Raw genomic sequence first — 19,615 nt, 5'->3', positions numbered from 1 at the left:
GAGCGCAGCGCTACAACGCCCAACGCGCGCGCCGCTTCAAACACCAGATCCAGCCTGCCTGGGAACCCCGTTATATGGCTGTGCCCGCCGGACTCGATCCGCTGGTGGCGCTGGCCGACACTGCTGCCCTGATCGCGGGCGGCTTGACTGGATTGGTGAAACGCTGATGATTCAACGCTCCCTGAAGTACATCCTGGCCGCACTGATCGTGCTGGCCGTGATTGCCGGCGGCGGTTACTGGTACCTCAAACGTCCGGCACCGGAACCGACCGTAGAACAGCTGACTCCGGCCGATGGCCCGGCCATGACCCGTGTGATTCCCGGCACCAAGCCGAAAGCTCAGGTGCTGGTCGCGGTCAATGACGACCAGAAGCTCAGCGAAAAGCAACTGACTACCCTGAGCCGCAGCGCCTCGGCGCAAATCGTTCAGGTGATTCTGCCCAAGGACTGCCTGCTACAAAGCCGCGCCCTGCAAACCGGCCTGCGTGAACTGAATGGTCCGGCCACTTTGGTCAGCGGCATTGGCCCAGGCGCTGTGCTGGCCTGGCGCTGGTTGTCCGAGCAGAAAGACGACAAGGCCCAAGCCATCTCCGTCGACCTCGCCCTCGAAAAAGGTGGCTGCACGCACCTGTTGCCAAAATCCGCTGCCCACGGCCACTGGCTGGTGGCCTGGAACGACAACCCGGACGACGCCAGCGCAGGTTTCGTGCGCGATCAACCGAACGCCGAAACCAGCATCAGCGACTACGACATCAACCTGCCACAAGTGCTGAACAACGAACTGCGCAAGATCCTCGTCGGCGGCGACAAGGCCAACGGCGGTCTGGCGATTCCGGTGGTGGAAGTCCCGGCCGGTCAAGCCAAAGACACCGTGACCCTGTTCCTTTCCGGTGACGGCGGCTGGCGCGACCTCGACCGCGACGTAGCGGGCGAAATGGCCAAGATCGGCTATCCGGTCGTCGGCATCGACACCCTGCGCTACTACTGGCAGCACAAGAGCCCCGAGCAAAGCGCGCTGGACCTGACCGAACTGATGCAACACTACCGGCAGAAATGGGGCACCAAGCGCTTCATCCTCACCGGTTACTCGTTCGGCGCTGACGTGCTGCCGGCGATCTACAACCGCCTGCCAGACACCGAGCAGCAACGTGTAGATGCAATCATCCTGCTGGCCTTCGCCCGCACCGGCAGCTTCGAAATCGAAGTCGAAGGCTGGCTCGGCAACGCCGGCAAAGAAGCCGCCACCGGCCCGGAAATGGCCAAGCTGCCAGCGGCGAAGGTTGTGTGCATCTACGGCGAAGAAGAGACGGATGAAAGTGGTTGCACGGACAAGACGGCTGTTGGCGAAGCAGTGAAACTGCCCGGCGGCCACCACTTCGACGAGAACTACCCGGCGCTGGCCAAGCGCTTGGTGGATCTGATCGAGAAGCGTCAGAGCAAGGATTCGGTCGCCGAAGAGTGATCTGAGCCACGCCCACAAAAAGCCCCCGCAACGTCACGGTTGCGGGGGCTTTTTACATCTCGGACGATGAACCCATTTTCCTGTAGAAGTGAGCCTGCTCGCGATAGCGGAATGTCAGGTGGCAAATCAGTGATTGACACTCTGCTATCGCGAGCAGGCTCACTCCTACAAGGGATGGCGCTGGATTCAGACAACTCGTCAGTCTCGTTGGCCAAGCTGGACATCTATCCACGTGACATCATCGTCGCCAACGCTAAAGTCGCTATCCGGCGCCGCCAACAAACTGCTTTGCTGGGATTGCGTCAAGTCCGCCCAAAAGCCATCAGTGACAAATACCAAGCGCTCAACAGCGTCCAGTACACAACAAACAAAGTCAGGGTTTGGGACCCGATTGATTTTCAAGCATCGTGTTACCGAATTTCGCGCCGGGTCTTGCGCCAACTCACAGTGCGAACGGTCGTGCCGCCAATTGGCTTTGCAGTGAGGTGGCGTAATCCACTCGATGGCACCCGCCAGCGTCACAATCCCGCATGAACAGTCACCTTCGTATGCAACGGTGAGTCGGCCATGGGCGACCAAGCCAATCAGGTAACAGATGGCTCCCGCCTGATCAGCAGGCAACGACGCATGAAAATCCGACAGTATTGAACCCAATAGGCGCTCAACAGCTGCGGGCTCTGCAGGATAGCTCCCCTGCTTCATCTGTGTGGAATGAGCCGCCAACATGCCGCTTACGAAGCTTTCAGCAAGCTGTCCACTGCCGCGCCTGGAAGTGCCATCCGCGACAACAAAAAACCCACCGTCACCATCACAGCTCGCTCCGGCACAGTCATTATTTGCCCTGCTGGCTTGCCCAGTGATTGATCGGGAGCGGTATCTCATGCGTTGGCCAGCGCTTTCATACGCCTGTGAATAATCTGCCCTCTGCCTGGATTCGCCTGCACCGAGCCTGAGCTTTCGATCACGTAGCCAACCCCATCGAGCGCCATCAGCTTGTGGATTCCCTTTGCGATGAACGCCTTGAGGTCGCTGTCAGCCTGGCACACCTCCTCCAACAGCTCAGGCCGACCATCGATCAAGATGATCATGTCCTCGACATCCTTGTGATAAGGATCACCATTTCCCCGACCGGCGAAAGCTTCCAGTTTCGTCGCGAGAAAATACGTGGGCTGGAATATCTGGATGGCAGTGCCGCTGGGCAGGGTGAATTTATCCGCCCTCGCCAGCCCCTCGACGAACCAGCGGTTGGCATAGCCGAGCACTGCAGGATCAGAAGGCATGACATCCACGACAACGTCATTGAAGCGAAAACGACAATTGACCTCGTCCTCACCTGTGATCTTGAATCCCTTGGTCGCAAGCCGTTCGGTGAGTTGGTTCCAGGCGCTGATACCGGCCAACTCGATCACTAGATCAACGTCATCAGTGAAACGAATGTCGTCCAGCACGGCTGTATCTGTAACCAGCATGGCGGTTGTGCAACCGCCAACAAAAGCAACTTCGGCGAGAAACGCCTTGCCCAAGCCTTCAGCCACGAACTCAATGAGCTCGTAGTTGTGATCCGCGTTTGACGACATGTTATTTCAGCCCCATCCCTGCCTTCAGAATACTGATTGCCACACCACACTCACGCGGACCACCCAGACGAATCGCATCAGCGAGCGCCAGATAGTGGTAAAGGATCCGGTCTTTTTTCACCGCTTCCGGCACTGTTTTGTAAAGCGGCTCTATAGCTTGGCCTCGCTCGGTTCCAAGTGCATCCGGCCAGACCGGAATCAAACCGCCCGCACTCTTGATGCTTTTGGACAGCGCAGGCGCCGCAAAACCTGTGGGTATGCCACGAACCATCGCGCCAGGCTTGACCGGGAAGAAGTACTTCAGCGCGTGCTCGGTAATTTTCAGCAGTTCCCGGCGGTGCACTTTGGCAAGCCCGGTGTCGTAGTCATGGATGAGCAATCCGGATTCCCGACATCGCGCGAGAGCATTTGAGACTTCGCTTTTGCTCAGTCCGAGAGAGGCAGACAGCGCACGTAAGGAGTACCGATCACTCCAACTTGTCAGCGGTGGATCAGATGCTGGTTCCGCCCATCCCTCCCAGCCTGGCCCATCAGCGAAAGGCGAGTCGAATTCGCGACGCTGGAAGAGTGTGTCTTCGCCATCAGTGGAATAGGTGACCAATGGCTTCCCCACACTCTCCCCTGCGGTCATTCGGCTGACGACATAAGGCCTGAGCAGCTCTTCGACCCTGTCCGAATTCGATTCGGCCTCGATCTCCCCCAAGAGGTTCTCTTCCTGAGCGTGGAGACTGGCCATTTTGAACAAAAGTAAAATGTCTTGACTCTTCATTTAGCTCAAAACCTTAAGTGTCCACATTCCATAAAACGTGGACACTTGTCTCACTGACGAGGCTGGGTCGTCAAGCCCTTGGGTCGATCACTAATCGCTGCATACCTTGCCCGCATATCGTCATGGCTGACTGCTTGGGCCAGATCAAAGATGAGCAATCGTTCACTGGCCTTCTTTTCGATCCGAAGGTCCTTCGGTTCATCCTGTGCTTCTTGTTGCGCTGATGCTGTCATACGTACCTGAATGCTTTGCACACGTCGGTTCGTGCGTGACGTTTAGTATCGTTTACTTCCAGTCTCGCAATATCAGATGACGCCCACAGACCTTGTAGGCAAACTCCGAAACTCGTGTTTGGACGCTCTCCCGCTCTATTGCGCTGTTTTTCGACGGGATACTCTCCGGACGTCGCTGACCCATTCAGCGATCGGGTGTGGTAACCCGGTTAGGCAAAGTGCAACAGTGCCTCCATCACGACATCAGGTGTTCTTTTACGCCTGTAATTCACTGTCATGGCAGCTGTACGTGGGAGACCTTCGGGTCTGCCGGTTTCTTTGCTCCCCCGGTTTACCACCCTGCGTACAGCTGCCACCCATTCGTGTGGTAACGAATGAGGCAGCTCCTCGTTTTAGGGAGCAAAACAATGAGCAAAGAAAGTCCGTCAACGCCATTTGATCTTAAAACCATCGGCTTCACCCCTTTCCTCTACAACTCGGATCAAGCGTTCTTCAACGTCCGCTCCGGCATCCCGATCATCGATGCCCTGTCCCAATCCTCCGACCTGCTGTCCCTCGCCAAATCCTTCGCCGAGGACGCGGCATTTATCAAAGACACCGACCGCCACGCTTGGGCTGCGCATTACCTGACGGTGATGGGCAAAGCCTTGATTGATGATGTGATCCAAGCGTTGATGCCGCGACCTGCGCGGACGAAGACCGAATCTGAAGCCGAACTGGCTGACCCAACCTCATAACCTTGTGGGAGCTGGCTTGCCAGCGATGGCGGTGAGTCAGTCGACATTGATTCTGGATGTGCCGGACTCATCGCTGGCAAGCCAGCTCCCACAGGGGATTTGTGGTGGACTTGAGGTTTATGTGCGGGCACAAAAAAGCCCCCGCCAGCCTTGAAGCTGACGGGGGCTTTCAGTTGAGGTGGGGCTTACATCTCGACCTGCGTCCCCAACTCAATCACCCGGTTCAGCGGCAGATTGAAGAACCGCAAGTTGCCATTGGCATTCTTCAACATGAACGCAAACAGCGCTTCACGCCAACGCGCCATGCCCTCAAGTTTCGAGGCAATCACGGTTTCACGGCTGAGGAAGTACGTCGTGCGCATCGGGCTGAAATCCAGATCATCCAGATGACACAGCTTCAGCGCCTGCGGTACGTCCGGCTCGTCGGTGAAGCCGAAGTGCAGGATCACCCGGAAGAAACCTTCCCCGTGTGCCTCGACTTCGAAACGCCGCGATGGCGGTACACGAGGGATGTCTTCGTAGACCACCGTCAGCAGCACCACTTGCTCATGCAATACCTGGTTGTGCAGCAAGTTGTGCAACAGCGCGTGCGGCACGGCGTCGGAGCGTGCGGTGAGGAACACGGCGGTGCCTTGCACACGATGCGGTGGCTGCACGCGGATGCTGCTGATGAAGATCGGCAGTGGCAGCGCGCCTTCGTCGAGGCGGTCGACCAACAATTGCTTGCCGCGCTTCCAGGTGGTCATCAGCACGAACAACGCGATACCGGCGATCACCGGGAAAGCACCGCCCTGAACGATTTTCGGCACGTTGGCGGCGAAGTACAGACCGTCCACCAGCAGGAAACCGATCAGCACCGGTACCGCAAGGATCGGCGGCCATTTCCACAGCAGCAGCATCACCGCCGACACCAGAATGGTGGTCATCAGCATGGTGCCGGTTACCGCCACGCCGTAGGCCGAGGCCAGTGCGCCGGAGGATTCGAAGCCGAGCACCAACAGAACCACGCCAACCATCAGCGCCCAGTTCACCGCGCCAATGTAGATCTGGCCCTGCTCGTCGCTGGAGGTGTGCTGGATGTACATGCGCGGGATGTAACCGAGCTGAATGGCCTGACGGGTCAGGGAGAATGCGCCGGAAATCACCGCTTGCGAGGCAATCACCGTGGCCAGGGTCGACAGCCCCACCAACGGAATCAGCGCCCAGCTAGGCGCCAACAGGTAGAACGGGTTACGCGCCGCTTCCGGGTTATCCAGCAGCAAAGCGCCCTGACCGAAGTAATTGAGCACCAGCGCCGGCAAAACCAGAATGAACCACGCACGGGCAATCGGCTTGCGACCGAAGTGGCCCATGTCGGCGTACAACGCTTCGGCACCGGTCAGCGCCAGCACCACGGCGCCAAGGATCGCCACGCCCATGCCGGTGTGCACCATGAAGAAACGCACCGCCCAGACCGGGTTCAGCGCATGCAGCACTTCCGGCGTATGGCTGATGCCGTAGACGCCAAGGGCGCCCAGCACGAGGAACCAGGTGACCATGATCGGCCCGAACAAAATGCCGATCCGCGCCGTACCGTGGCTCTGAATCAGAAACAATGCGACCAGCACCACCAACGACAGCGGCACCACCCAATGGTCGATGCCCTCAAACGCCAGCCCCAGCCCCTCTATCGCCGACAACACGGAAATCGCCGGAGTGATCATGCTGTCGCCATAAAACAGCGCCGCACCGATCAGTCCGCAAACCACCAGCAACGACCGCAGTTTTTTGCGATGCCCCGCCGCACGCCGCGCCAGTGCGGTGAGCGCCATGATCCCGCCCTCGCCTTGGTTGTCGGCGCGCAGGACGAACATCATGTATTTGATCGAGACGACCCAGATCAGCGACCAGAAGATCAACGACAGAATGCCCAGCACGCCATCGTGATTGACCGGTACGCCATAAGCGCCGGAAAACACTTCTTTAAGGGTGTACAACGGGCTCGTGCCGATGTCGCCGTAAACTACCCCGACTGCCGCGACCAGCATGCTCAGCGGTTTGGTAGCCGAACCCTCGGCGCCTGCCGCATGACTACTTGCCTGACCCATCCAACACTCCTACTTCTCAGAACCGGCTTCTTTGAATGAAGCACTATGCTTTGTGGTGCAGCATGCGCTGTTTTACCTGCTGTTACAGACGTTTTGTTGACTGTAAAAAATTGGTAAAGCTCAACGGCGCGAAGCATAGCGCAGCACTCGTCGTATTTCCCTGCATAAAGCTGGTCAAGTGCGTTACTCACCGCTAGAATTGCGCACTTTTTGATCAGAGGCGCACCCTAAGCGCCCGTCCGTCGGCTTTTCGCATCAGGAAAGCGGCGTCACAAAATACCGAGGTTAGACATGTCCACCACTCCTGCGCCGGCCAATCCAAAGGTTGGCTTCGTATCTCTGGGTTGCCCGAAAGCACTGGTCGACTCCGAGCGCATCCTGACCCAGCTGCGCATGGAAGGCTATGACGTGGTGTCCACTTATCAGGACGCCGATGTCGTGGTGGTCAACACCTGCGGCTTCATCGATTCGGCCAAGGCTGAGTCTTTGGAAGTGATCGGCGAAGCGATCAAGGAAAACGGCAAGGTGATCGTTACCGGTTGCATGGGCGTGGAAGAAGGCAACATCCGCAACGTACACCCGAGCGTGCTGGCCGTGACCGGTCCGCAGCAGTACGAGCAAGTGGTCAACGCCGTGCACGAAGTGGTGCCACCGCGTCAGGATCACAACCCGCTGATCGACCTGGTGCCGCCGCAAGGTATCAAGCTGACCCCGCGCCACTACGCCTACCTGAAGATTTCCGAAGGCTGCAACCACAGCTGCTCCTTCTGCATCATCCCGTCGATGCGCGGCAAACTGGTCAGCCGTCCGGTCGGCGACGTGCTCGACGAGGCTCAGCGCCTGGTCAAGTCCGGCGTTAAAGAGCTGCTGGTGATCTCGCAAGACACCAGCGCCTACGGCGTCGACGTGAAATACCGCACCGGTTTCTGGAACGGCGCGCCAGTGAAAACCCGCATGACCGAACTCTGCGAAGCGCTGAGCACCCTCGGCGTCTGGGTGCGTCTGCACTACGTTTACCCGTACCCGCACGTTGACGAACTGATCCCGCTGATGGCCGCCGGCAAGATCCTGCCGTACCTGGACATCCCGTTCCAGCACGCCAGCCCGAAAGTGCTGAAGTCGATGAAACGCCCGGCGTTCGAAGACAAGACCCTGGCACGGATCAAGAACTGGCGCGAAATCTGCCCGGACCTGATCATCCGTTCGACCTTCATCGTCGGCTTCCCGGGCGAAACCGAAGAAGACTTCCAGTACCTGCTGAACTGGCTGACCGAAGCCCAGCTCGACCGCGTCGGCTGCTTCCAGTACTCGCCGGTTGACGGCGCTCCGGCCAATGATCTGGATCTGGAAGTGGTGCCGGACGACGTCAAGCAGGACCGTTGGGAGCGCTTCATGGCGCACCAGCAGGCGATCAGCTCGGCGCGCCTGCAAATGCGCATCGGCCGTGAAATCGAAGTGCTGGTGGACGAGGTCGACGAGCAAGGCGCGGTCGGCCGCTGCTTCTTCGACGCCCCGGAAATCGACGGCAACGTGTTCATCGACAACGGCAGCAACCTGAAGCCGGGCGACAAAGTCTGGTGCAAAGTGACTGATGCTGACGAATACGATCTGTGGGCTGAGCAGATCTAAGCATCCCAGTACCTGTGGGAGCGAGCCTGCTCGCGAATGCGGTGGGTCAGTTGCTGAAAATATTGACTGAACCAACGCCTTCGCGAGCAGGCTCGCTCCCACAAGGGGAATAGTGTTGTATTGAAAAGCCCCGCTCTTTTTACGAGATGCGGGGCTTTTTTACGGCTATCGTTTGTGGGGGGAAGGACTCCCATTACACCTGACAAAGAGGCTACCGGGCATGCGTCACCATTCGGTCATCCACACGCCGAAACTCAGCGATTATCAGGAACTGACCCGGGTCTGGGAGGCCTCGGTCCGCGCGACCCATGATTTTCTGCCGGACAGCTACATCGAGTTGCTGCGCAACCTGGTGCTGACCCGCTACCTCGACTCCGTGATGCTGATCTGCACCAAGGACGCCAACCAACGCATCACCGGGTTCGCCGGTGTGGCGGCGGGCAAGATTGAAATGCTCTTTATCGACCCCGACTATCGCGGCCAGGGCCTGGGCAAAAAACTGCTGAACTACGCGCTGCAACATTTGAATGCCGATGAGCTCGACGTCAACGAACAGAACCCGCAGGCCTTGGGCTTTTACTTCAAGCAGGGTTTTGAAGTGATCGGCCGTTCGGAGGTAGACGGCATGGGCCAGCCGTATCCGTTGCTGCATATGCGCTTGCGCCAGAATCAGCAACGCACCTGCAATGGCTGACACACCATAAAACCCTGTGGGAGCTGGCTTGCCAGCGATGCGGACGCTGCGGTCTGCAAGAAATACCGAGGCGATGCCATCGCTGGCAAGCCAGCTCCCACAAGGGATACAGAACACCGTGAAATGGAACCGGGCTTAACCGGCGCCACACAGGTACAATGCCCACCCCTTTTTTGTTACGGCCCTGTCATGACTGACCCGATTCGCCTCTCCAAACGCCTCATCGAACTGGTGGGTTGCTCCCGCCGCGAGGCCGAGCTGTTCATCGAGGGCGGCTGGGTCACCGTGGACGGCGAAGTCATCGACGAGCCGCAATTCAAGGTCGGCGACCAGAAGGTCGAGCTCGACAAGGACGCCAAGGCCACCGCGCCGGAGCCGGTGACCATCCTGCTCAACGCTCCTGCCGGCATGGATGTAGAAACCGCCATGCAGTCGCTCAGCGCCGAAACCCTCAGCGAAGAGCACCGTTTCAGCAAGCGCCCGCTGCGCGGACACTTCCTGCGCCTGACGGCCAGCGCCGACCTGCAAGCCAAGGCCAGTGGTCTGCTGGTGTTCACCCAGGACTGGAAAATCCTGCGCAAGCTCACCGCCGACGCGGCCAAGATCGAGCAGGAATACATCGTTGAAGTCGAGGGTGACATGGTCGCCCACGGCCTCAACCGTTTGCAGCACGGCCTGACCCACAAGGGCAAGGAGCTGCCGCCGGTCAAGGCCAGCTGGCAGAACGAAAACCGCCTGCGCTTCGCCATGAAAAATCCGCAGCCGGGGATCATTGCCCAGTTCTGCGAAGCGGTCGGCCTGAAGGTCGTCGGCATCCGCCGTATCCGCATCGGCGGCGTCTCGATCGGCAAGGTTCCGGTCGGCCAATGGCGCTACCTGTCCGGCAAAGAGAAGTTCTAAGGCTTCCACTGCCGCCACACATTTCGGCAGCGCGCCTGCGCGCTGCCCACAACGCATCAGGATTATCGACATGATTCACAACGACGTACTGCGCAGCGTGCGCTACATGCTCGACATCAGCGACAAGAAAGTCGTCGAGATCATCAAACTTGGCGGCATGGATGTAACGCTCGCCGACGTGATCACCTGGCTCGACAAGAAAGAAGAAGATGAAGAAGGTTTCGTCCGTTGCCCGGATGAAGTCATCGCACACTTCCTCGACGGCCTGGTGATCTTCAAGCGTGGCAAGGACGAAAGCCGTCCGCCGCAGCCGATCGAAGTGCCGGTGACCAACAACATCATTCTGAAAAAGCTGCGCGTGGCCTTCGAATTGAAAGAAGACGACATGCACGCGATCCTCAAGGCCGCCGAGTTCCCGGTGTCCAAACCTGAGCTGAGCGCGCTGTTCCGCAAGGTCGGCCACACCAACTACCGTCCGTGTGGCGACCAGTTGCTGCGCAACTTCCTCAAGGGTCTGACCCTGCGCGTTCGCGCCGCCTGATCCGGTCTGCCGTGGCGACTGATGGTCGCCACCGCAGCGCATGACCGCTTATTCCCTGCGAAAATAGTGGCTCCGCTTTTCTCGGCTGACGACTAGGGTGTACTGATCCCTAATCCTCAGGACTCGCCATGCACCCGTATTTCTCCCTGCAAGGCCGCACCGCTCTGGTGACCGGCGGCACCCGTGGTATCGGCAAAATGATCGCCAAGGCCTTTGTCGAGGCTGGCGCCCGTGTATTCGTCTGCTCCCGGGACGCCGAAGCCTGTCATCAAACGGCCGAAGAACTCAGTGCCTTGGGCACTTGCCAAGGCGTGGCGGCGAATCTGGCGACGGAAGAAGGTGTACAGGAACTGGCCGCACGGCTCGGCGAGCAGATCACGCATCTGGATATTCTGGTGAACAATGCCGGCACCACCTGGGGGGCGCCGCTGGAGAGTTACCCGGTCAAAGGCTGGGAAAAAGTCATGCAGCTCAACGTGACCTCCGTGTTCACCTGCATCCAGCAGTTTCTGCCGTTGCTGCGCAAGGCCGGTTCGGCGGCCAATCCTGCGCGAATTATCAATATTGGTTCGGTGGCGGGGATTTCCTCGTTTGGCGAGCAGGCGTATGCCTACGGGCCGAGTAAAGCGGCGCTGCACCAGTTGTCGCGAATTCTGGCGCGGGAACTGGTGAGCCAGCACATCAACGTCAATGTGATCGCGCCGGGACGGTTTCCGAGCAAGATGACTCAGCATATCGGTAATGATCAGCAGGCACTGGCTGAGGATACGGCGCTGATCCCGATGAAACGCTGGGGGCGCGAGGAAGAGATGGCAGCGTTGGCGATCAGTCTGGCGAGTACGGCGGGGGCTTATATGACCGGGAATATTATCCCTCTTGATGGCGGATTCAGCCTCTAGGTCGGCGGTGAGGCTATCGCGAGCAGGCTCACTCCTACAGGGATTTTCAGCGAACACAGATTTTGTGTACACCCACCCCCCCTGTAGGAGTGAGCCTGCTCGCGATGGCGTCCGCCCTGCCACCACCAGACCTGAGCCCTGTCGGGTTATCATGCCCACCCCTGCCCCGCTTCGAATGTAAACCATGACTTACAGCGTCTCCCCCATCGGCTTCGTCCGCTCCTGCTTCAAGGAGAAGTTCGCCATTCCCCGCCAGCCGCAACTGGCCCCCGCCGCCCGTGGCGTGCTGGAACTGGTGGCGCCGTTCGATCAGGGTGACGCGGTGCAGGGGCTGGAGCAGGTCAGTCATGTCTGGTTGCTGTTCCTCTTCCATCAGGCGCTGGAAGAAAAGCCGCGACTGAAAGTGCGCCCTCCACGTCTGGGCGGCAACAAGTCCATGGGGGTGTTCGCCACCCGCGCCACCCATCGCCCGAACGGCATCGGCCAATCGGTAGTGAAGCTGGACAAGGTTGAAGCCAATCGCCTGTTTATCTCCGGCATCGACCTGCTCGACGGCACGCCGATTCTCGACATCAAACCCTACGTGCCTTACGCCGACATCATTGCCAGCGCCTCCAACAGCATCGCCAGCGCCGCGCCGCAGTTGATCGACGTGCAGTGGACGGATGCAGCGTTGCAACAGGCGCTCACCCACGCTCAGCGTCTTGGCGAGCCTCTGGTCGAGCTGATCGAACAGTGTTTGGCGCAAGACCCGCGCCCGGCGTATCAAACCCCGGCGCCGGAACGTGAATACGGCGCACAGTTCTGGGACTTGGATGTGCGCTGGCATTACCCGACGCCGGAGCAGATCCGCGTCCTCGAAGTCATTCCCGCCGAAGCGTAATGTCCAGAAACGAAAAAGCCCCCATTGCCTGAGCAGGCAATGGGGGCTTTTCAGTGGAGCTTACTTCTCGACGAATGCACGCTCGATCAGGTAGTCACCCGGCTCGCGCATCCGCGGCGACACGGTCAGGCCGAAGCTGTTGAGCACTTCGCTGGTCTCGTCGAGCATGCTCGGGCTGCCGCACAACATGGCGCGGTCGTCCTGCGGATTGATCGGCGGCAGGCCGATGTCGCTGAACAGTTTGCCGCTGCGCATCAGGTCGGTCAGACGACCTTCGTTCTCGAATGGTTCGCGCGTAACGGTCGGGTAGTAAATCAGCTTGTCACGCAGCGCTTCGCCGAAGAACTCGTTCTGCGGCAGGTGCTCGGTGATGAATTCGCGGTAGGCGACTTCGTTCACGTAGCGCACGCCGTGGCACAGGATGACTTTTTCGAAACGCTCGTAGGTTTCCGGATCCTGAATCACGCTCATGAACGGTGCCAGACCGGTACCGGTGCTGAGCAGGTACAGGTGTTTGCCAGGCTTCAGATCGTCCAGCACCAGCGTGCCCGTAGGCTTTTTGCTGATGATGATTTCGTCGCCTTCCTTGAGATGCTGCAACTGCGAGGTCAGCGGGCCGTCAGGCACCTTGATGCTGAAGAACTCCAGATGCTCTTCCCAGTTCGGGCTGGCAATCGAGTAAGCGCGCATAAGCGGGCGGCCGTTTGGCTGTTGCAGGCCGATCATCACGAACTGCCCGTTCTCGAAGCGCAGGCCCGGATCGCGGGTGCACTTGAAGCTGAACAGGGTATCGTTCCAGTGATGAACACTGAGGACACGCTCGTGGTTCATGTTGCTCATGTACGTTTGACTCCTGGATATTGGCTCTGCGCTTGCTCTAGGCTGAATAAATGCCGATGGTGCGCAATTGCATCGCATTCTAATAGCGCCGACAATATCTGTTAACTGGATTATTAAGATAAGGGTTATCGGTTATATCGATATGCGATTTACTCTCCGTCAACTGCAAGTCTTCGTCGCCGTCGCCCAGCAGGAAAGCGTATCCCGTGCTGCGGGTCTGCTCAACCTCTCACAATCGGCGGCCAGCACCTCTATTACCGAGCTTGAGCGCCAGTCCAGCTGCCAGCTGTTCGACCGTGCCGGCAAACGGTTGAGCCTCAATGCCCTCGGCAAACAGCTGTTGCCACAGGCGGTGGCCCTGCTCGATCAGGCCAAGGAAATCGAAGACCTGCTCAACGGCAAATCAGGTTTCGGCTCGCTGTCAGTCGGCGCCACCCTGACGATCGGCAATTATCTGGCGACCCTGTTGATCGGTAGCTTCATGCAGCGCCACCCGGAAAGCCAGGTGAAGCTGCATGTACAGAACACTGCCAATATCGTGCAACAGGTCGCCCACTACGAAATTGATCTGGGTCTAATCGAAGGCGATTGCAGCCACCCGGACATCGAAGTACAGAGTTGGGTCGAGGATGAGCTGGTGGTGTTCTGCGCGCCGCAGCATCCGCTGGCCAAACGCGGCAGTGCGACCATGGAAGAGTTGACGCATGAAGCGTGGATTCTGCGCGAACAGGGTTCCGGCACGCGGCTGACCTTCGATCAGGCCATGCGTCACCATCGCAGCGCGCTGAATATCCGTCTGGAGCTGGAACACACCGAAGCGATCAAACGCGCGGTGGAATCAGGACTGGGGATCGGTTGCATCTCGCGCCTGGCGCTGCGCGATGCCTTCCGCCGCGGCAGTCTGGTGGCGGTGGAGACGCCGGATCTGGACCTGGCGCGACAGTTCTACTTCATCTGGCACAAGCAGAAGTACCAGACCTCGGCCATGCGCGAGTTTCTCGATCTGTGCCGCGCTTTCACCGCCGGTGTGCAGCGCAGCGACGAGATCGTTTTGCCGACAATCGCTTAAAGCAGAATCACCGCCCACACCAAGGCAATCATGCTCAGCGCGACAAATTGCGCGGCGCTGCCCATGTCCTTGGCGTTCTTGGACAGCGGGTGCAGTTCCAGCGAAATGCGGTCAATGGCCGCTTCCACTGCCGAATTCAGTAACTCGACGATCAGCGCCAACAGGCACACGGCGATCAACAGCGCCTGTTCGACGCGGCTGACATTCAGAAAGAACGTCAGCGGTACCAGCACCACATTGAGCAGTACCAGTTGGCGGAACGCCGCTTCGCCAGTGAAAGCTGCGCGCAGGCCGTCCAGCGAATAGCCGGAAGCGTTGAGGATGCGTTTCAGGCCGGTCTGGCCCTTGAAAGGTGACATAAAGTAGAAACCAACCAAAAAGGAGTGGGAAAGCTAGATCAACAAAAGTCAAAAAAGCGTGAAGACGCCAGCCATTATTGGCTCGGAATTGACTCAAGTTGTTGCAGCAGTAAAGCCGCTTGCGTACGAGTGCGCACATTCAGCTTGCGAAAGATCGCCGTGACATGGGCCTTGATGGTCGCTTCGGACACGCTCAGCTCATAGGCAATCTGCTTGTTCAGCAAGCCTTCGCAGACCATGGTCAACACGCGGAACTGCTGCGGGGTAAGGCTGGCGAGGCCATCACTGGCGGCTTTGGCTTCGTCGGAGACGGCAACGGCTTCGAATGCCTGCGGTGGCCAGAACACATCGCCATCGAGCACTTTGCGCACCGCTTCCTGAATCACGCTCAGGTCGCTGGACTTGGGAATGAAGCCACTGGCGCCGAACTCGCGGGACTTGACCATTACCGAGGCTTCTTCCTGCGCCGAGACCATCACCACCGGAATCTGCGGATATTGTCCGCGCAACATCACCAGCCCGGAAAAACCGAAGGCGCCCGGCATGTTCAGATCCAGCAAGACCAGATCCCAGTCAGCCTTTTCGGTCAGGCGAGTTTCCAGTTCGGCGATGCTCGCCACTTCCACCAATCGCACATTCGGGCCAAGGCCCAGCGTCACCGCTTGATGCAGGGCGCTACGAAACAGGGGGTGATCATCGGCAATCAGGATGTCGTATGTGGCCATTTTTCAAATGATCCTGTTTTTGATGGCAGACCCGGTGCATTCGGATCTGGCCAAAGCAACTCAAGATGCGCCTTTCAGGCGGCATCCACAGGGGCACGTTCAACGCCAATAACCAGCAAACACAGCGTTTCAAACCTTGGCCGCACCCTAATCGGCGCCAAGCATGCCCAGCGAAGACGGGGTGGTCAAGCAACACGGCCGCCGCTGCGTACAGTATGGGCCACTATTGGGCCAACTCCGGCTGCGGCTTTCGTATGAAGGGTTGCAACTCGGCATGGGCCGGGGTCGATTCATTCATGTCCAATTGCTGCTTGGCACCCAGGTAATGCTGGCTGAACACATCGAAATAGGCGTCCAGCGCCGACGCGGCGTCACTGTCTCCCGCCAGTTCCAGACACAGCGCAGCGACTTCTGCGGTGCACAGGTGCTCACTGCGGGTCGAGCGCCGCAAGCGATAGCGCGAGAGTTTGTCTGGCAGCAGACTGAGAATCGGCAAGCGATCAAAGTACGGGCTTTTGCGGAACATCTTGCGTGCTTCGGTCCAGGTCGCGTCGAGCAGAATGAATAGCGGACGTTTGCTGCTATCGAGTTCGACGGTGTTGGTCACCCGCGACGGCTCGACGTATTCGCCGGGGAACACCAGATACGGCTGCCATTGCGGGTCGTTGAGCAGCGCCAGCATCTGCGGATCGGGCTCGGTGCGCGACCAGATGAACGCGTGGTTATCGCGCACCACATCGGCAATCAGCCAACCGGTATTGCTCGGTTTGAACACTTCCTTGCCGGTCATGATCAGGCACACGCCAGAGCGGGTTTCGACACTTGGCCGCCAGGCGCACAGGCAATGACTGATGATCACGCGGCAGTCGCGGCAACGTTCGGAGCGAAAGCCCCGCGCCTGAATCGGCTTGATGCCCTCATCTTCGCGCTGGTCGCGCAGACGGGCTACGGCGTTGGGGGCATGATTCATCGCGGGCAACACCGGCAGACAGGAAAACTCGACACGAACAGCACTCGGCAAGGCAATAAAGGCCGGCAGTTTAACAGAGCGAAGGGCACAAGCCTGTACCGTCCAGACCGGCTCCCCTATAATTCGCCGCCACTGAACGCACAGCCCCGTGGCTGGTCGAACCACCAGTCACCGAATCAGGAGAGTTTCATGCTGCGCCTTATCGTTCCCACCGCTGCCATTCTGCTGGCGTCGTCCTTCACCGCTCAGGCTGCGTCCTTGAGTGAGCAGAATCTGAACCGCGAGCTGCGCAACGTCGCCGCCCAAAGCAGCGTCGGCACGCCTCGGGCAATCAATGAAGACATTCTTGATCAGGGCTACACCGTTGAAGGCACTCAGTTGATCAACCACCTGAGTGTGCAAAAGAGCCACGCGGACAAAATGCGTGCCGATCCCAAAGCCGTGTATTTCCAGCTGGGTGCCTCTGTCTGCAATAACCCGTCGTTCCGCAAGCTGATGGCCAAAGGCGCGATCATGCGTTACGACTTCACTGAAGTGAAAACCAACAAAGCGATCGGCTCCGCCAGCTATCAGGAATCGGATTGCCCGAAAGCCGCCCCGGCGAAGAAGAAGTAATCATCGCGAATTGGCGCGCCGCTGTTCATCCTCGGCGCGCAGTTCGGCCAGCAAGGCCTGTAGATAGTGGGAACGGCGCTCGCCTCCTGCCAGTCGCCGGCAACACTCCTCCTCGAGACTGACTTGATTGGCCTCGGCTGATGCTTTCAGCATTCGATACAACTGCGTATCGATCTCCAGAACCACTCTGGTCATGTGTCCCGCCTCCTTGCTACCCGCAAATCCTTGAATTGCGTGCACCTTGCGTACGGTATTGACGTGAAATTGTCGTACGGTGCCTGTAAATCAGTTAATCAGAGGGTTTGGCGGCCGGTGCACGTTCTGACGAGCGGTGATGTCACTGGCCGAAAAACAGTAAGCGATTGCCAGCCAGGACTTTGCAGCGCAATGATCGAGTCAGCGCAACCGCTCGCAAGGGTCTAGATTCAAAGTATTCCGATCAGTCGTTTGCGGCAGGAAAAGGAACTGCCGATTGTGTGTTTTTGCAGCGCGGCACTGACGCCGCTCGTCAGGGCCACCCGCTCTGTGCAGAAGGAGACGTTGAATGCCTTACCAACCGAATGACCTGCTCAACCGTCATTTTCAGGAAAGCGGTCCCGACCTCATCAGCCAGGTCGAAGCACAGCTCAACCGCGTTTCCCCCAACAGCCCGAACATTCCCATCTACCGCGACATGATCCTGACCGTACTGCGCATGGCTCAGGAAGATCACAATCGCTGGAACGCCAAAATCACCCTGCAGGCCCTGCGTGAACTGGAGCAGGCATTCAGAGTGCTGGAGCAATTCAAGGGCCGACGCAAAGTCACCGTGTTCGGCTCGGCGCGCACGCCGGTCGAACATCCGCTGTACGCCATGGCTCGGGAACTCGGTGCCGCGCTGGCGCGCTCGGACATGATGGTCATCACTGGTGCCGGTGGCGGCATCATGGCCGCCGCCCACGAAGGGGCTGGCCGCGATCACAGCCTTGGCTTCAACATCACTCTGCCCTTCGAGCAGCATGCCAACCCGACCGTGGATGGCACCGCCAATCTGCTGCCCTTCCACTTCTTCTTCACCCGCAAGCTGTTTTTCGTCAAGGAAGCCGACGCACTGGTGCTGTGCCCTGGCGGTTTCGGCACGCTGGATGAAGCACTTGAGGTGCTGACGCTGATCCAGACCGGTAAAAGTCCACTGGTGCCGGTGGTGTTACTGGACACACCGGGGGGCACCTTCTGGCAGGGCGCGATGGACTTCATCCGCCAGCAACTGGAAGAAAACCACTACATCCTGCCGACCGACATGCAATTGATGCGGCTGGTCTACACCGTCGAGGAGGCGGTGGAGCAAATCAACCAGTTCTACAGCAACTTCCACTCCAGCCGCTGGCTCAAAGGGCAATTCGTGATCCGCATGAATCACAAGCTCAGCGATCAAGCGCTGGAGCAGATGCAGGAGACCTTTGCCGATTTGTGCCTGAGCGACCACTTCCATCAACACGTCTACAGCGGCGAGGAACACGATGACGCGAAGTTCAGCCATCTGGCGCGCTTGGCGTTTGCCTTCAACGCCAGGAATCACGGGCGTTTGAGAGAGTTGGTCGATTACATCAACGTGCCGGAAAACTGGGCTCATTCCAAACCGCAAACCGCGCAACGCAACCGAGAGCCGTCGAAGGCTATTTAAAACGTAAAAAAAAAACGGCCCGCTATTTTCATAGCGGGCCGTTTTCTTCAATCATCTTAATCGTCCATGCCTCTGCCGCTGAACAAGCGGTTGATCATCTCCATCGAGAAACCTCGATAGGCCAGGAAACGGCCTTGCTTGGCTCGCTCCTTGGCATCAATCGGTAAGTGCCCGGAGAATTTTCGCTGCCAGGTTTCCTGAAGCTGCTCCTGCCAACTGATACCGCTTTCGCGCAGGGCGAGCTCGATATCGGCGCGTTGCAAACCGCGCTGACTCAGTTCCTCGCGAATTCGCAGAGGGCCATAACCGGAACGGGCACGGTAGGAAACAAAGCTTTCAAGATAACGGGCTTCGGAAAGCAGCCCTTCTTCCGTCAAACGGTCGAGGGCTGTTTCGATCATCTCCGCCTCAGCGCCGCGCTGACGCAGTTTACGCGTCAGCTCGACTCGACCATGCTCGCGACGTGCGAGCAGGTCCATGGCGGTTCGCCGCACCGCGACGAGGGTATCAAGTACGAGTGTCATTCAGAGACTTCAAACGTCGATGTCGGCCTCGGCCATATCGTCGATTTTGTCGCGGGTCGCCGAAGCCTTGACGTCTGCTGCTGGTGCCAGCAGTTTGTCACGCAGTTGCTTCTCGAGCTTGGCAGCGATTTCCGGATTGTCTGCCAGGAACTTGGCCGAGTTGGCCTTACCCTGACCGATCTTGGTGCCTTCGTAAGCGTACCAAGCGCCAGACTTCTCAACGAAACCGTGTAGCACGCCCAGGTCGATCATCTCGCCGTTGAGGTAGATGCCCTTGCCGTAAAGAATCTGGAACTCGGCCTGACGGAACGGCGAAGCCACCTTGTTCTTCACAACCTTGACGCGGGTTTCGCTACCGACCACTTCGTCGCCTTCTTTCACCGCGCCGGTACGGAGGATGTCGAGACGAACCGAAGCGTAGAACTTCAGCGCGTTTCCA

22 protein-coding genes and 1 pseudogene are annotated in these 19,615 nt (G+C 58.7%); 13 read left to right on the top strand and 10 right to left on the bottom strand.

Translation table 11 applies throughout. The features are described from left to right. From ACIONG_RS27200 to ACIONG_RS27190, 3 genes are all read left to right on the top strand, one after another. Positions 1-167: hypothetical protein (locus tag ACIONG_RS27200; RefSeq protein WP_401303794.1), on the top strand; the 167-nt coding region annotated here is incomplete at its 5' end. Then, positions 167-1,462, top strand: coding sequence for an AcvB/VirJ family lysyl-phosphatidylglycerol hydrolase (locus ACIONG_RS27195; RefSeq protein WP_401303789.1), 1,296 nt, complete (start codon positions 167-169; stop codon positions 1,460-1,462). The genes ACIONG_RS27200 and ACIONG_RS27195, both read left to right, overlap by 1 nt. A 129-nt stretch (positions 1,463-1,591) precedes the next feature. Beyond that, positions 1,592-1,996: a hypothetical protein gene (locus ACIONG_RS27190; protein ID WP_315446025.1), complete on the top strand. Its 405-nt coding sequence runs from the start codon at positions 1,592-1,594 to the stop codon at positions 1,994-1,996. Positions 1,997-2,340: 344 nt separating this feature from the next. On the opposite strand, the gene ACIONG_RS27185 is transcribed toward ACIONG_RS27190, so the two are convergent. Continuing rightward, positions 2,341-3,039 (bottom strand): hypothetical protein, encoded by a 699-nt coding sequence (locus tag ACIONG_RS27185; RefSeq protein ID WP_315446026.1) that lies wholly within the window; start codon positions 3,037-3,039, stop codon positions 2,341-2,343. A 1-nt stretch (position 3,040) separates the two neighbouring features. Further along, positions 3,041-3,808, bottom strand: coding sequence for a MarR family transcriptional regulator (locus ACIONG_RS27180; RefSeq protein ID WP_315446027.1), 768 nt, complete (start codon positions 3,806-3,808; stop codon positions 3,041-3,043). A 640-nt stretch (positions 3,809-4,448) separates the two neighbouring features. On the opposite strand from ACIONG_RS27180, the gene ACIONG_RS27175 reads away from it, so the two are divergent. After that, the gene (locus ACIONG_RS27175) at positions 4,449-4,778 is read left to right on the top strand and encodes a DUF3077 domain-containing protein (protein WP_315446028.1); all 330 of its coding nucleotides are present in this window, start codon (positions 4,449-4,451) and stop codon (positions 4,776-4,778) included. A 185-nt stretch (positions 4,779-4,963) separates the two neighbouring features. Here ACIONG_RS27175 and ACIONG_RS27170 read toward each other — a convergent pair whose 3' ends face one another. Then, positions 4,964-6,805 (bottom strand): potassium transporter Kup, encoded by a 1,842-nt coding sequence (locus ACIONG_RS27170; protein ID WP_401303792.1) that lies wholly within the window; start codon positions 6,803-6,805, stop codon positions 4,964-4,966. Between the two features lie 351 nt (positions 6,806-7,156). Between ACIONG_RS27170 and rimO the strand changes: the two genes are divergently transcribed. The 6 genes from rimO (at position 7,157) to tsaA (ending at position 12,411) form a co-directional block, all read left to right on the top strand. Continuing rightward, positions 7,157-8,494, top strand: a complete 1,338-nt coding sequence (gene rimO / locus ACIONG_RS27165; RefSeq protein ID WP_041478077.1) for a 30S ribosomal protein S12 methylthiotransferase RimO — start codon at positions 7,157-7,159, stop codon at positions 8,492-8,494. A 220-nt stretch (positions 8,495-8,714) separates the two neighbouring features. After that, the gene (locus tag ACIONG_RS27160; protein ID WP_103302960.1) at positions 8,715-9,188 is read left to right on the top strand and encodes a GNAT family N-acetyltransferase; all 474 of its coding nucleotides are present in this window, start codon (positions 8,715-8,717) and stop codon (positions 9,186-9,188) included. 189 nt (positions 9,189-9,377) lie between these two features. Next, positions 9,378-10,088, top strand: coding sequence for an rRNA pseudouridine synthase (locus ACIONG_RS27155; RefSeq protein WP_103302961.1), 711 nt, complete (start codon positions 9,378-9,380; stop codon positions 10,086-10,088). Positions 10,089-10,158: 70 nt separating this feature from the next. Continuing rightward, complete coding sequence (locus ACIONG_RS27150) at positions 10,159-10,629, top strand: DUF1456 family protein (RefSeq protein WP_213027739.1); 471 nt, start codon at positions 10,159-10,161, stop codon at positions 10,627-10,629. Between the two features lie 128 nt (positions 10,630-10,757). Continuing rightward, on the top strand, positions 10,758-11,528 hold the full coding sequence (locus tag ACIONG_RS27145; RefSeq protein WP_401303782.1) for an SDR family oxidoreductase: 771 nt from the start codon (positions 10,758-10,760) through the stop codon (positions 11,526-11,528). A gap of 184 nt (positions 11,529-11,712) precedes the next feature. After that, positions 11,713-12,411: a tRNA (N6-threonylcarbamoyladenosine(37)-N6)-methyltransferase TrmO gene (gene tsaA / locus ACIONG_RS27140; RefSeq protein WP_103302964.1), complete on the top strand. Its 699-nt coding sequence runs from the start codon at positions 11,713-11,715 to the stop codon at positions 12,409-12,411. 60 nt (positions 12,412-12,471) lie between these two features. On the opposite strand, the gene fpr is transcribed toward tsaA, so the two are convergent. Next, a complete protein-coding gene (fpr, locus tag ACIONG_RS27135) occupies positions 12,472-13,251 on the bottom strand; it encodes a ferredoxin-NADP reductase (RefSeq protein ID WP_002554680.1) in 780 nt (259 codons plus the stop codon). A 142-nt stretch (positions 13,252-13,393) separates the two neighbouring features. Between fpr and ACIONG_RS27130 the strand changes: the two genes are divergently transcribed. Beyond that, positions 13,394-14,320: a LysR family transcriptional regulator gene (locus ACIONG_RS27130; protein ID WP_103302965.1), complete on the top strand. Its 927-nt coding sequence runs from the start codon at positions 13,394-13,396 to the stop codon at positions 14,318-14,320. Here ACIONG_RS27130 and ACIONG_RS27125 read toward each other — a convergent pair. The 3 genes from ACIONG_RS27125 to ACIONG_RS27115 all read right to left on the bottom strand — a co-directional run bounded on the left by ACIONG_RS27125 (position 14,317) and on the right by ACIONG_RS27115 (position 16,374). Further along, positions 14,317-14,679: a diacylglycerol kinase gene (locus ACIONG_RS27125; protein ID WP_042557932.1), complete on the bottom strand. Its 363-nt coding sequence runs from the start codon at positions 14,677-14,679 to the stop codon at positions 14,317-14,319. The genes ACIONG_RS27130 and ACIONG_RS27125 overlap by 4 nt on opposite strands. A gap of 74 nt (positions 14,680-14,753) precedes the next feature. Then, positions 14,754-15,404, bottom strand: coding sequence for a response regulator transcription factor ErdR (erdR, locus tag ACIONG_RS27120; RefSeq protein ID WP_103302966.1), 651 nt, complete (start codon positions 15,402-15,404; stop codon positions 14,754-14,756). A 223-nt stretch (positions 15,405-15,627) separates the two neighbouring features. After that, complete coding sequence (locus tag ACIONG_RS27115) at positions 15,628-16,374, bottom strand: tRNA-uridine aminocarboxypropyltransferase (protein WP_103302967.1); 747 nt, start codon at positions 16,372-16,374, stop codon at positions 15,628-15,630. 189 nt (positions 16,375-16,563) lie between these two features. On the opposite strand from ACIONG_RS27115, the gene ACIONG_RS27110 reads away from it, so the two are divergent. Next, on the top strand, positions 16,564-16,989 hold the full coding sequence (locus ACIONG_RS27110; protein ID WP_103302968.1) for a PA3611 family quorum-sensing-regulated virulence factor: 426 nt from the start codon (positions 16,564-16,566) through the stop codon (positions 16,987-16,989). On the opposite strand, the gene ACIONG_RS27105 is transcribed toward ACIONG_RS27110, so the two are convergent. Beyond that, positions 16,990-17,184 (bottom strand): hypothetical protein, encoded by a 195-nt coding sequence (locus ACIONG_RS27105; protein ID WP_103302969.1) that lies wholly within the window; start codon positions 17,182-17,184, stop codon positions 16,990-16,992. 349 nt (positions 17,185-17,533) lie between these two features. On the opposite strand from ACIONG_RS27105, the gene ACIONG_RS27100 reads away from it, so the two are divergent. Then, a complete protein-coding gene (locus ACIONG_RS27100) occupies positions 17,534-18,652 on the top strand; it encodes a TIGR00730 family Rossman fold protein (protein WP_401303776.1) in 1,119 nt (372 codons plus the stop codon). Positions 18,653-18,708: 56 nt separating this feature from the next. Here the strand turns inward: ACIONG_RS27100 and recX are convergent, their stop codons facing one another. Continuing rightward, complete coding sequence (gene recX / locus ACIONG_RS27095; protein ID WP_103302971.1) at positions 18,709-19,176, bottom strand: recombination regulator RecX; 468 nt, start codon at positions 19,174-19,176, stop codon at positions 18,709-18,711. A 9-nt stretch (positions 19,177-19,185) separates the two neighbouring features. Next, positions 19,186-19,615 (bottom strand): annotated as a pseudogene (locus tag ACIONG_RS27090) (DNA recombination/repair protein RecA); the annotation flags it as partial.

Origin of the sequence: Pseudomonas sp. NPDC087817 (assembly GCF_044742875.1) — a bacterium.
In the GTDB taxonomy this organism is placed as follows: Bacteria; Pseudomonadota; Gammaproteobacteria; order Pseudomonadales; family Pseudomonadaceae; genus Aquipseudomonas.
The sequence above is the reverse complement of the archived record's forward strand: the minus strand, read 5'-3'. Positions and strand labels throughout refer to the sequence as shown.

Excerpts from the sequence above, each read along its gene's own strand:
- ACIONG_RS27195 (WP_401303789.1), top strand. The coding sequence starts at position 167 with ATGATTCAACGCTCCCTGAAGTACATCCTGGCCGCACTGATCGTGCTG.
- ACIONG_RS27185 (WP_315446026.1), bottom strand. The coding sequence starts at position 3,039 with ATGTCGTCAAACGCGGATCACAACTACGAGCTCATTGAGTTCGTGGCT.
- ACIONG_RS27180 (WP_315446027.1), bottom strand. The coding sequence starts at position 3,808 with ATGAAGAGTCAAGACATTTTACTTTTGTTCAAAATGGCCAGTCTCCAC.
- ACIONG_RS27175 (WP_315446028.1), top strand. The coding sequence starts at position 4,449 with ATGAGCAAAGAAAGTCCGTCAACGCCATTTGATCTTAAAACCATCGGC.
- ACIONG_RS27170 (WP_401303792.1), bottom strand. The coding sequence starts at position 6,805 with ATGCTGGTCGCGGCAGTCGGGGTAGTTTACGGCGACATCGGCACGAGC.
- rimO (WP_041478077.1), top strand. The coding sequence starts at position 7,157 with ATGTCCACCACTCCTGCGCCGGCCAATCCAAAGGTTGGCTTCGTATCT.
- ACIONG_RS27160 (WP_103302960.1), top strand. The coding sequence starts at position 8,715 with ATGCGTCACCATTCGGTCATCCACACGCCGAAACTCAGCGATTATCAG.
- ACIONG_RS27155 (WP_103302961.1), top strand. The coding sequence starts at position 9,378 with ATGACTGACCCGATTCGCCTCTCCAAACGCCTCATCGAACTGGTGGGT.
- ACIONG_RS27150 (WP_213027739.1), top strand. The coding sequence starts at position 10,159 with ATGATTCACAACGACGTACTGCGCAGCGTGCGCTACATGCTCGACATC.
- ACIONG_RS27145 (WP_401303782.1), top strand. The coding sequence starts at position 10,758 with ATGCACCCGTATTTCTCCCTGCAAGGCCGCACCGCTCTGGTGACCGGC.
- tsaA (WP_103302964.1), top strand. The coding sequence starts at position 11,713 with ATGACTTACAGCGTCTCCCCCATCGGCTTCGTCCGCTCCTGCTTCAAG.
- fpr (WP_002554680.1), bottom strand. The coding sequence starts at position 13,251 with ATGAGCAACATGAACCACGAGCGTGTCCTCAGTGTTCATCACTGGAAC.
- ACIONG_RS27130 (WP_103302965.1), top strand. The coding sequence starts at position 13,394 with ATGCGATTTACTCTCCGTCAACTGCAAGTCTTCGTCGCCGTCGCCCAG.
- ACIONG_RS27125 (WP_042557932.1), bottom strand. The coding sequence starts at position 14,679 with ATGTCACCTTTCAAGGGCCAGACCGGCCTGAAACGCATCCTCAACGCT.
- erdR (WP_103302966.1), bottom strand. The coding sequence starts at position 15,404 with ATGGCCACATACGACATCCTGATTGCCGATGATCACCCCCTGTTTCGT.
- ACIONG_RS27115 (WP_103302967.1), bottom strand. The coding sequence starts at position 16,374 with ATGAATCATGCCCCCAACGCCGTAGCCCGTCTGCGCGACCAGCGCGAA.
- ACIONG_RS27110 (WP_103302968.1), top strand. The coding sequence starts at position 16,564 with ATGCTGCGCCTTATCGTTCCCACCGCTGCCATTCTGCTGGCGTCGTCC.
- ACIONG_RS27105 (WP_103302969.1), bottom strand. The coding sequence starts at position 17,184 with ATGACCAGAGTGGTTCTGGAGATCGATACGCAGTTGTATCGAATGCTG.
- ACIONG_RS27100 (WP_401303776.1), top strand. The coding sequence starts at position 17,534 with ATGCCTTACCAACCGAATGACCTGCTCAACCGTCATTTTCAGGAAAGC.
- recX (WP_103302971.1), bottom strand. The coding sequence starts at position 19,176 with ATGACACTCGTACTTGATACCCTCGTCGCGGTGCGGCGAACCGCCATG.